General features: G+C 69.3%; 7 protein-coding genes and 1 pseudogene. 5 read left to right on the forward strand and 3 right to left on the reverse strand.

Annotation, left to right across the window (positions count from 1 at the left end):
• The gene (locus AB0D04_RS03045) at positions 1-1,296 is read right to left on the reverse strand and encodes a M18 family aminopeptidase (protein ID WP_362698753.1); all 1,296 of its coding nucleotides are present in this window, start codon (positions 1,294-1,296) and stop codon (positions 1-3) included.
• A 248-nt stretch (positions 1,297-1,544) separates the two neighbouring features.
• Entirely contained in the window at positions 1,545-3,371 is a 1,827-nt protein-coding gene (locus tag AB0D04_RS03050) for an acyl-CoA dehydrogenase (RefSeq protein ID WP_362698755.1), read from the reverse strand.
• 166 nt (positions 3,372-3,537) lie between these two features.
• On the opposite strand from AB0D04_RS03050, the gene AB0D04_RS03055 reads away from it, so the two are divergent.
• The 4 genes from AB0D04_RS03055 (at position 3,538) to AB0D04_RS03070 (ending at position 6,944) form a co-directional block, all read left to right on the forward strand.
• Positions 3,538-4,014, forward strand: a complete 477-nt coding sequence (locus AB0D04_RS03055; RefSeq protein WP_046927143.1) for an SseB family protein — start codon at positions 3,538-3,540, stop codon at positions 4,012-4,014.
• 176 nt (positions 4,015-4,190) lie between these two features.
• Positions 4,191-5,144: a pirin family protein gene (locus tag AB0D04_RS03060; protein WP_362698757.1), complete on the forward strand. Its 954-nt coding sequence runs from the start codon at positions 4,191-4,193 to the stop codon at positions 5,142-5,144.
• 154 nt (positions 5,145-5,298) lie between these two features.
• The gene (locus tag AB0D04_RS03065; RefSeq protein WP_362698759.1) at positions 5,299-5,622 is read left to right on the forward strand and encodes a hypothetical protein; all 324 of its coding nucleotides are present in this window, start codon (positions 5,299-5,301) and stop codon (positions 5,620-5,622) included.
• Between the two features lie 164 nt (positions 5,623-5,786).
• Entirely contained in the window at positions 5,787-6,944 is a 1,158-nt protein-coding gene (locus tag AB0D04_RS03070; RefSeq protein WP_362698792.1) for an AI-2E family transporter, read from the forward strand.
• On the opposite strand, the pseudogene AB0D04_RS03075 reads toward AB0D04_RS03070, so the two are convergent.
• A pseudogene (locus AB0D04_RS03075) lies at positions 6,932-9,037 on the reverse strand (SpoIIE family protein phosphatase); the annotation flags it as partial. The gene AB0D04_RS03070 and the pseudogene AB0D04_RS03075 sit on opposite strands and share 13 nt — an antisense overlap.
• 285 nt (positions 9,038-9,322) lie before the next feature.
• Here AB0D04_RS03075 and aspS point away from each other — a divergent pair.
• Positions 9,323-11,110 (forward strand): aspartate--tRNA ligase, encoded by a 1,788-nt coding sequence (aspS, locus tag AB0D04_RS03080; RefSeq protein ID WP_362698761.1) that lies wholly within the window; start codon positions 9,323-9,325, stop codon positions 11,108-11,110.
• The last annotated feature ends 99 nt before the right edge of the window (positions 11,111-11,209 follow it).

The following is an 11,209-nucleotide window of genomic DNA, read 5'->3' on the forward strand; positions in this document are numbered from 1 at the left end:
TCAGCCCTCCAGGAAGGCCGTCAGGGCGTTCGCCAGCAGATACGGGTCCTTGGCGCCGCACAGCTCACGTGCCGAGTGCATGGAGAGGATCGCGACGCCTATGTCGACCGTGGTGATGCCGTGCCGGGCGGCGGTGATCGGCCCGATCGTCGTCCCGCACGGCATCGAGTTGTTCGACACAAAGGACTGCCACGGCACCTCTGCCCGCTCACAGGCCTCCGCGAACACCGCCCGGCCACTGCCGTCGGTGGCATACCGCTGGTTCACATTGACCTTCAGGATCGGCCCGCCGTTGGGCATCGGGTGATGCCCCGGATCGTGCCGCTCGCTGTAGTTGGGGTGGACGGCGTGGCCGGTGTCGGACGACAGGCAGATGGTGCCCGCGAAGGCTCGTGCCCGGTCCTCGTACGAGCCGCCGCGGGCGAAGACCGAACGCTCCAGCACCGTGCCGAGCAGCGGGCCCTCCGCGCCGGTGTCCGACTGGCTGCCGTTCTCCTCGTGGTCGAAGGCGGCCAGCACCGGGATGCTGGTCAGCGCGCTCCCGGCGGCGGCCGCGGCGGTCAGCGCGGTCGTACCGGCGTGCACCGACAGCAGGTTGTCCATCCGCGGCCCGGCGACCAGCTCCTGATCGCGCCCCAGGTAGGCGGGCGGCTCGATGCTGTGCACCATCAGGTCCCAGCCCCGCACGTCCCCCGCAGCGACGCCGATTTCCTCTGCCACGAACGTGATCAGGTCGCCCTCCGCGACCTCCCCGAGGCCCCAGATCGGCGTCATGTGCCGCTGCTTGTCCAGCTTCAGCCCGTCGGTGTTCACCCCCCGGTCCAGATGCACGGCCAGCTGCGGTACGCGCAGCAGCGCCCGGTCGACGTTCACCAGCCGGTGGCTGCCGTCCTTGAGCGTCACCCGCCCGCTGAGCCCCAGGTCGCGGTCGAGCCAGGTGTTGAGCAGGGTGCCGCCGTAGATCTCGACGGCGACCTGCCGCCAGCCGCGCGCACCGGTGTCGGGAATCGGCTTCACCCGCAAATTGGGAGAGTCGGTGTGAGCCCCCACAATCCGGTACGGAGTGGCCGCGGCCGCGCCCTGAGGCACGTACCACGCGATGATCGCCCCACCCCGCAGCATGTACTTGCCGCCGCTCTCCCCGTCCCACGCGTCGGTCTCCGCGACCTGCCGGAAACCGGCCTTCTCCAGCCGCTCCGCCGCATTCGCCACCGCGTGGTACGGCGACGGACTGGCGGCAAGGAAGGACATCAGGTCGTCGGTGAGGCCGCGATCGAAGCGGGCGGAGTTGCTCATGACTTCAGCATAAGGAGACGGACCCCGCTTTCCCGGTGCGCTTGCAGCGTGACTCCGCTCCCTTCCGGCCATGATGCGGGCGAACTCCACCGGGGCGCTGGAGAGCCCCACGGGGGAGGGCGGGATTCCGGGGTCCCCGCACATGACGGTGCCCGCCTCTCCGGGGGAAGAGAGGCGGGCACCATCAGTGTGGATGCCGATTCTGAGAGACGTCTAAGAACGCAGCTCGAAATGCATCCGGGAGGGGCCTAGAACGCGGCCTCGTCCAGCTCCATCAGCGACTGGTCGATGGATTCGGCGAGGGAGCGCTGGACGGCCAGGCCCGGCAGAACGTTGTGGGCGAAGAACTTGGCGGCGGCGATCTTGCCCTCGTAGAACGACTTGTCCTTGGAGGAAGCGCCGGCCAGCTTCTCCTGTGCCACCGCGGCACCCTTGAGCAGCAGGTAGCCGACGACGACATCGCCCGAAGCCAGCAGCAGGCGGGTGGTGTTGAGGCCGACCTTGTAGATGGACTTGACGTCCTTCTCGGTGGCGGCGAGGTCGGTCAGCATGGCGCCGACGATCGCCTCCAGGTCGGCGGCGGCCTTGGCCAGCTCGCCGCGCGCCTGCTCCAGCTCGGCGCCGCCGGCCGCCTCGGCCAGGAACTTCTTTATGGTCTCCGACAGCTGGGTCAGCGCCGCACCCTGGTTGCGGACGATCTTCCGGAAGAAGAAGTCCTGGCCCTGGATGGCGGTGGTGCCCTCGTAGAGCGTGTCGATCTTGGAGTCCCGGATGTACTGCTCGATCGGGTACTCCTGCAGGTAGCCGGAGCCACCGAAGGTCTGCAGCGACTGGGCCAGCTGCTCGTAGGACTTCTCCGAGCCATAGCCCTTGACGATCGGCAGCAGCAGGTCGTTCAGCGCGTGCTCGGCGGAGGCGTCCTCGCCGGCCGCCTCCTTGACCAGGATCTCGTCCTGCACCGTGGCGGTGTGGAGCACCAGCGCGCGCATGCCCTCGGCGTACGCCTTCTGCGTCATCAGCGAGCGGCGCACGTCGGGGTGGTGGGTGATGGTGACCTTCGGCGCGGCCTTGTCGGTGAAGGCGGCCAGGTCCGGGCCCTGCACGCGCTCCTTGGCGTACTCCAGGGCGTTGAGGTAGCCGGTCGACAGGGTCGCGATGGCCTTCGTGCCGACCATCATGCGGGCGAACTCGATGATCATGAACATCTGGCGGATGCCGTCGTGCTTCTCGCCGATCAGCCAGCCCTTGGCGGGGTGGCGGTCGCCGAAGGTCATCTCGCAGGTGTTGGAGGCCTTCAGGCCCATCTTGTGCTCGACGTTGGTGGCGTAGACGCCGTTGCGCTCGCCCAGCTCGCCGGTCTCGAAGTCGAACTCGTACTTCGGGACGAGGAAGAGCGACAGGCCCTTGGTGCCCGGACCGTGGCCCTCGGGGCGGGCGAGGACGTAGTGAAGGATGTTCTCCGACATGTCGTGCTCACCGGAGGTGATGAAGCGCTTCACACCCTCGATGTGCCAGGAGCCGTCCTCCTGCTTGATGGCCTTGGTGCGGCCGGCGCCGACGTCCGAGCCCGCGTCGGGCTCGGTCAGCACCATCGTGGAGCCCCAGCCCTTGTCCACCGCGACCTTGGCCCACTTCTTCTGCTCGTCGGTGCCCTCCTCGAAGAGCACACCGGCGAACGCGGGGCCGGAGGCGTACATCCACACGGCCGGGTTCGAGCCCAGGATGGTCTCGGCGAAGGCCCAGAGCAGGGAGCGCGGCGCGGTGGTGCCGCCGATCTCCTCCGGGATGCCCAGACGCCACCACTCGGCGTCCATGTAGGCCTGGTAGCTCTTCTTGAAGGTGTCCGGCACCGGAGCGGTGTTGGTCTCCGGGTCGAAGACCGGCGGGTTCCGGTCGGTGTCGGCGTACGAGTCGGCCAGCTCGTTCTCCGACAGCCGGGCGATCTCGGACAGCACGCTCTTGGCGGTGTCGACATCCATCTCCGCGAACGGTCCGGTGCCGTACACGCTGTCACGGCCGAGCACCTCGAAGAGGTTGAACTCGATGTCGCGGAGATTCGACTTGTAGTGCCCCATGGGTACGGCTCCGTAAGGGTTCGGGAGAGGACCCGAGGGCGGGACCTCCAACGCAATACCGGCTAGTAGTCAAATGATGCTACCCGTGGGTAATAAGAATCAACCCCTTCCGCCCATCTGTGACGAGCGTCCCCCGGCGATGCGCCGAATCAGTACGCTGTGCCGCATGTACGGCTACGACCAGAACGCGGGTGCCGGGCAGCAGCAGTACGGAGCGCCGCCGCCCCCGCCGCAGCAACCGGCCCCCGGGGGCTACGGCGAGCAGCCGCTGTATCCCGAGCCGTCCCCGCCCTCCCTCGCCGACGCGGTGCGGGCCTTCACCACCGGCTCGATGTCGGCCGAGGACTTCCAGGGCATCTTCTCCACGTCCAAGATCTACTGCCCGCGCGGTGACAACCCCGGCTTCCTGGCGCTGCACAACACGCAGCAGCCGGTGATCCCGATGTTCACCTCGCTCAAGGAGCTGCGGCGGTACGCGGGCAAGGAGTCCAAGTACTTCGTGATCACCGGCGCCGAGGTGCTCGACCTGCTGCCCACCGGCTATGGCTTCGTCCTCGACATGGAGGGTGACCACCGGATGGTCTTCGACGCGAAGGCCGTGGAGCAGATGGTGGATTTCGCGATGCGGCGGATGTACGGCTGACGATGCCGCCCTGTAGCGGCCAGGCAGCCGCCGGGCGGCCTTTGGGTCTCGCCCCATCTCTCTGACCTGCAAAAACGCCGACCCCCTGCCCATCGGGAATGCCACACACCTTGCCAGTCGTTAAGGATTCAACTAACTTCAATCCAGTTGAATGGCGAACGACCGAGGAGGCCGTCATGCCCGCCGTGACCGTAGAGAACCCGCTGAGCCTGCCGCGTGTGGCGGCGCCCGCCGCGTCGCGCACCCGTCCCGTGCTGGCCGTCGCCACCGCTCCGAGCGGATTCGAGGGCGAGGGCTTCCCGGTGCGCCGGGCGTTCGCCGGCATCGACTACACGTACCTCGACCCGTTCATCATGATGGATCAGATGGGCGAGGTGGAGTACGCGCCCGGAGAGCCCAAGGGCACGCCCTGGCACCCGCACCGCGGCTTCGAGACCGTCACGTATCTGATCGACGGCACCTTTGTGCACCGTGACTCGCACGGCGGCGGTGGCGTCATCAACGACGGTGACACCCAGTGGATGACGGCCGGCTCCGGCCTGCTGCACATCGAGGCGCCGCCGGAGTCGCTCGTCATGAGCGGCGGGCTCTTCCACGGCCTTCAGCTCTGGGTCAACCTGCCCAAGAGCGACAAGATGATGGCCCCCCGCTACCAGGACATCGGCGGTGGCCAGGTCAAGCTGCTGACCTCGGCCGACGGCGGCGCGCTGCTGCGGCTGATCGCCGGTGAGATCGACGGCCATCAGGGGCCGGGCATCACGCATACGCCGATCACGATGCTGCATGTGACGGTGAACCCGGGCGCCGAGGTGACGCTGCCCTGGCGCCAGGAGTTCAACGCGCTCGCCTATGTCCTGGCCGGACGCGGCTCGGCCGGTGCGGAGGGCCGCCCGTTCCGGATGGGCCAGACGGCGGTGTTCGGGACCGGTGACTCGCTCACCATCCGGGCCGACGAGAGTCAGGAGTCGCGCAGCCCGAACTTCGAGGTCGTGCTGCTGGGCGGGCTGCCGATCCGCGAGCCGATGATGCACTACGGCCCGTTCGTGATGAACACCCACGCCGAACTGGCCCAGGCCTTCGAGGACTTCCAGGCCGGGCGGCTGGGGACGATTCCGGCCGACGTGCACTGAGTAGCGCCGAGAGCGCCAACGGCCGTTCTGGGGGCGGTGTTTCACGTGAAACACCGCCCCCTGGCAGCTTCCGGGAAGGGCCTGCGACGGGCAGACTCGGCGCAGGGCCATGTGTCCGGGCCCGGAACGGCGGGTGGTGTGGGAGGTGGGGCGGGTGTCCATGCATGCGTGGATCGACGAGCTGATCGGCTTCCTGCTGGAACGCCTCGACGACGAGGGCGTGGCCGTGCTGGAGGGCCATCTGCCGACGAGGGTGCCTGTTGAGTACTGGCATCCGCCGCAGGGCCAGTTCGTCCAGTTGGTCTGGGGCTGCGAGGCCTGCTGGCGAAAGCCTGAGGAATACCGCCGCACGCCCGGGGACAGATGGCCGTGTGCCACCGTCCGCGCGCTGGCCCGGCCGTTCGCCGGTGACCCGGACTATGCCGATATCTGGTGGATCCCCGATCATCCTGACTACGCCGATTTCTGGTACCGATAGCGCTTCGCGGCGGTGTTTCATGTGAAACGCTGCCCCGCCCGTTTCGGGCCGGGTGCCCGGGGCGCCCCACGTGGTGGACTGTTCGGGTGCGAAACGACTCTGACAACGGCTCGGTTCAGGGCCAAGGCGGCGGCGGTCGCGGCCGGGCGTCGGCGGGTGCGCCACTGCTGCCCATCGAGGCCCGCCGCGCCGCGGCCTGGTGTGTGGTGGGGCTGCTGGTCTCGTCCGTCCTGGCCGTCGGCGTATGGCTGTGCGTCGAGCTGAGCGCGGCGGTCACGCCCGTACTGCTGGCGCTGCTGGGGAGCGGGCTGCTCGGGCCGCTCTACCGGCGGCTGGTGCTGATGAAGCTCAACCGCTCGCTGGCGGCCGGGCTGACCTGCGCCGTCCTGGTGATCGTGGTCGGCGGCGCGGGCTACATCGTGGTCAGCGCCCTGATCGACAGCGGTGACCAGATCATCGCCTCGCTCAAGCAGGCCGCCAAGGACCTCTCCAAGTACTTCGGTACGGCCGGCACCTCGCTCAACGACATCGCCTCCAATGCGAAGAACCTGGTCACCAAGTTCGGTGGCACCGCGGCGTCCGGCCTGCTGGCCGGCGTCAGCGTGGTCGGCCAGGCCATCGCCGCGGCGGTCCTCGCCCTGCTGCTGACGTTCTTCTTCCTGCGCGACTCGGACAAGGCCGTCCGCGCGCTGCACGACTGGGCACCCGGCAGCTCCGCGCCCCAGCTGGAGCGGATGGCTCGCCGCGGCTTCCAGAGCATCGAGGGCTTTATGCGCGGCACCACCTTCATCGCGCTGATCGACGCCATCTGCATCACCGTCGGACTGCTGATCCTTCAGGTGCCGGGCGCCGTCGGTCTGGGCGCGCTGGTCTTCGTCGGCGCCTATATCCCCTACCTGGGCGCCTTCATCTCGGGCGCGGTGGCGATCCTGGTTGCCCTGGCCGACCGCGGCTTCGTCATCGCGCTCTGGGCGCTCGGCGTCGTGCTCGCGGTGCAGGTCCTCGAGGGCCATGTCCTCCAGCCGATGATCCAGAGCCGTACGGTCCAGATGCACCCGGCGACCGTGATGCTGGCGATCACCGCGGGCGCGAGCGTGGCCGGAATCCTCGGCATGCTGCTGTCCGTACCGCTGACCGCCGCCGTCTCCGGCGTCCTCCACGAGCTACGTCGGCACTACGCGGCGGGCTCCGGCATGGACGGACCGGAGGGATCCGGCTCCTCCGGCCCCGACTCCGGCCCGGAACCCGGCCCCGGCGACGCGGCCCCGCCCGCCGCCCCCGGACCCGCCGGCACCACTCCGGGCTCCCCCGCGTCCTCGTAGAGCTCGAACCACGTCGACTTGCCGTCCCCGCGGGGCTCCACGCCCCACGCCCCGGCCAACAGCTCCAGCAGCACCAGACCGCGCCCCGACGACGCCAGTTCGCCGGGGCTGCGGCGGTGCGGGAGCTCGTCGCTGCTGTCGGCGACATCGATCCGTATGCGGCGGCTGCCCCGCTCGCCGGAGATCTCGGCGACCAGCAGGGCGTCGCCGTCGGTGTGCATCAGAACGTTGGTGACCATCTCGGAGACCATCAGCACCGCGGAGTCCACCTGGTCCGGGTCCGCCCAGTCGTGCAGCACATCCCGGATCTGGGCGCGGGCCTCCGCTATCCGGTGCGGCTCGGCCTGCGCGACGGACAGCACGGTGCGCCGCACCGGCCGTTGCGCGAGCCGGCCGCCGGTGCCCACCCCACAGCTGCCGCCCTCGCGGTACAGCAGCAGCACCGCGATGTCGTCCTCGCGGCGGTCCACCAGCGGGCCGGTGGTGTGGTGCGAGGACGGCCCGTGCACGGCCTGGACCAGGGCGTCGGCGAGCTTCTCCAGGCCCTCGGGCTCCGCCCCGCCGTCGTACTCCTCGATGATGTCGCGCAGCCGCGCCCAGCCGGTCTCCAGATCGTGGCCGCCGGTCTCGATCAGCCCGTCGGTGCACACCAGCATCGTCTCGCCGGGCTCCAGCACGAACCTGGTCGTGGGGTAGTCGGTATCCGGGTCGATGCCCAGCGGCAGCCCGCCCGCGGTCGGGCGGACCAGCAGCGTGCCGTCGCTCAGCCGCACCGCCGGGTCGGGGTGGCCGGCCCGCGCGATGTCCAGCAGCCCCGTCGCCGGGTCCACCTCGATGTACAGGCAGGTCGCAAAGCGCTGGTCCTGGACCTGGCCGCGGGCCTCGGTCTCATTGATCCCGGCCAGGAAGCGGGAGGCGCGGGAGAGCACCGCGTCGGGATGGTGGCCCTCGGAGGCGTAGGCGCGCAGGGCGATCCGCAGCTGCCCCATCAGGCCCGCGGCCCGTACGTCGTGCCCCTGGACATCCCCGATGACCAGCGCGGTCCGCCCGGACGGCAGCGGGATCATGTCGTACCAGTCGCCGCCGACCTCGAGGCCGCCGCCGGTGGGCACGTACCGCGCGGCCACCGTCATGCCGGGGATGTCCGGCTGCACCGTGGGCATCATGCTGCGCTGGAGCCCTACGGCCAGCTCCTGCTGCGACTCCTGCATCCCGGCCCTGGCCAGCGCCTGGGCCAGCATCCTGGCGACGGTGGTGAGCACCGACCGCTCGTCCGGCGTGAAGGCGACCGGCTCCGCGAACCCCGCCATCCAGGCCCCGATCGTCCGCCCGGCGTTCACCAGCGGCAGGAATGCCCACGAGCTGCGGGCGAACGGCGCGGCAAGGGGCCAGGTGACGGGATAGCGGCGCTGGTAGGCGTCCGGGGTGGGCAGATAGATCGCCCGGCCGGTACGGATGACCTCGGCCGCCGGATAGTCGGTGTTCAGCGGCATATCGAGAAACGGCTGGTCATCGCCGGGTTCATGGCCGTGATGGCCGATCACCGAGATGCGGTCGCCCTCGATGCCGAAGACCGCCAGGCCGTCCGGCATGAAACCGGGCATCGACAGCCCGGCAGCGACCCGCAGCACCTCCGCAGTGGACCGCGCCTCGGCCAGCGCCCGGCCCGCATCCAGCAGGAATGCCTCCCGCGAGCGCCGCCAGTCACCGGTGATCGGCGTGTGCGCCGCGGACGTACCCGGTTGCGGCTCCGGCACCTCCTGCAAGGTGCCGACCAGCTCGAAGTCGCCGTTCACCCGTCGTGGACGGGAGCGGGTGCGCACGATCCGCAGCACCCTGCCCCGCTCGTCCACGATGCGCAGCCGCGCCTCGGCGACCGTCTCCTCGGAGACCGCGAGCTGCACCACCCCGTTGATCTCCGCGAAGTCGACGGGATGAAAACGGGAGCGTACGGCGGCCTCACTGAGCTCCGTCCGCATCGCGGGCAGCCCGAGCAGCCGGGCAGCTTCGGCGTCGAGGGTCACCCGGCCCGATGCGTTGTCCCAGCGCCACAGGCCGGTCGCGATGGCGGCCAGGAGATCCTTGGTGCGCATTGCATCACTTTAGGTGGGTTTCACGGGGCTCGACCAGCGAGCCGGACGCGACCATGGTTCCAGCCGCGCCCATCCGCTGCACCCCGGGGGGACCGTGTTGGGTGTATGTCAATGAAGGGGGGCGAGCGGGGACGGTAACCTGGAGCGGTTATGTCAATCCTGGGGTGGCCTTCGGGTGATCCACGGAGAGAGCCGCCAGGCGGACGAGCTTCGCGTTCGGTTTCCGCCGTGTGGTCGATTCCCTCCCACAACTCCCCACCTCGATCGCGACGACTTGGATGAGCGATGCATCGGTACCGGTCCCATAACTGCGGCGAGCTCCGGGCCGCGGACGTCGACACGGACGTCCGCCTCAGCGGCTGGCTGCACAATCGACGTGACCTGGGCGGCATCCTCTTCATCGATCTGCGCGACCACTACGGTCTGGTGCAGCTCGTCGCCCGCCCCGGCACCCCCGCCAACGTGGCCCTCAGCTCGCTGACCAAGGAGACCGTCGTCCGTATCGACGGCAAGGTCAGCGCGCGCGGTGCGGACAACGTCAACCCCGACCTGCCTACCGGCGAGGTCGAGATCGAGGTCACCGAGGTCGAGATCCTCGGCGCCGCCGAGCAGATCCCCTTCACGATCAACGCGGACGACGGCGTCAACGAGGAGCGGCGCCTGGAGTACCGCTTCCTCGACCTGCGCCGCGAGCGGATGCACCGCAACATCATGCTGCGCACCGCGGTGATCTCCGCCATCCGCCACAAGATGGTGGCCCTCGGCTTCAACGAGATGGCGACGCCGATCCTGTCCGCGACCTCCCCCGAGGGCGCCCGCGACTTCCTGGTCCCCTCCCGTCTGCACGAGGGCAAGTTCTACGCGCTGCCGCAGGCCCCCCAGCAGTTCAAGCAGCTGCTGATGATCGCCGGCTTCGACCGCTACTTCCAGATCGCGCCCTGCTTCCGCGACGAGGACGCCCGCGCGGACCGCTCGCCCGGCGAGTTCTACCAGCTCGACATCGAGATGAGCTTCGTCGAGCAGGAAGACGTCTTCCAGCCCGTCGAGAAGCTGATGACCGAGCTCTTCACCGAGTTCGGCAACGGCCGCACGGTCACCTCCCCCTTCGCCCGCATCCCGTTCCGCCAGGCGATGCTCAAGTACGGCTCCGACAAGCCGGACCTGCGCGCCGAGCTGGAGCTGGTCGATGTCTCCGACGTCTTCGCGGGCTCCGGCTTCAAGGCCTTCGCGGGCAAGCACGTCCGCGCCCTGGCCGTGCCGGACACCGGCGACAAGCCGCGGAAGTTCTTCGACCAGATGGGTGACTTCGCCGTCCAGCAGGGCGCGAAGGGCCTGGCCTGGGTCCGCGTCGGCGACGACAACGCCCTGACCGGCCCGATCGCCAAGTTCCTCACCGAGGACGACATCAAGTCGCTGGTCGACGCCCTGGACCTCAAGCCCGGCCACGCCATCTTCTTCGGCGCCGGTGAGTTCGACGAGGTCTCCAAGATCATGGGCGCGGTCCGCGTCGAGGCCGCCAAGCGCGCCGGCCACTTCGTCGAGGACGAGTTCCGCTTCTGCTGGATCGTCGACTTCCCGATGTTCGAGAAGGACCCGGACACCGGCAAGATCGAGTTCTCGCACAACCCGTTCTCCATGCCCCAGGGCGGCCTCGAGGCCCTGGAGACCATGGACCCGCTGGACATCCTGGCCTGGCAGTACGACATCGTCTGCAACGGCACCGAGCTGTCCTCCGGCGCGATCCGTAACCACGAGCCCGAGGTCATGTACAAGGCCTTCGGGATCGCCGGCTACGACAAGGAGTCGGTGGAGGCCGAGTTCGGCGGCATGCTCCGTGCCTTCAAGTTCGGCGCCCCGCCGCACGGCGGCATCGCCCCGGGCGTGGACCGCATCGTCATGCTCCTCGCGGACGAGCCCAACATCCGCGAAACCATTGCCTTCCCCCTCAACGGCAATGCCCAGGACCTGCTGATGGGCGCCCCCAGCGAGGTCGACGAGGCGCGGCTGAAGGAGCTGCACCTCAGCATCCGCAAGGGCCCGGCGAAGCCGACGCCGTACAAGCCGACGAAGTGATGTGAGGCGAAGGCCCGGGACCGGGCCTTGAGCAGGCAGGGGCGACGTTTCACGTGAAACGTCGCCCCTGACCCGTTGGTGGTGCGGTCGGGGCGAAAG

It is taken from the genome of Streptomyces sp. NPDC048483 (assembly GCF_040651455.1).
Lineage (GTDB): Bacteria > Actinomycetota > Actinomycetes > Streptomycetales > Streptomycetaceae > Streptomyces.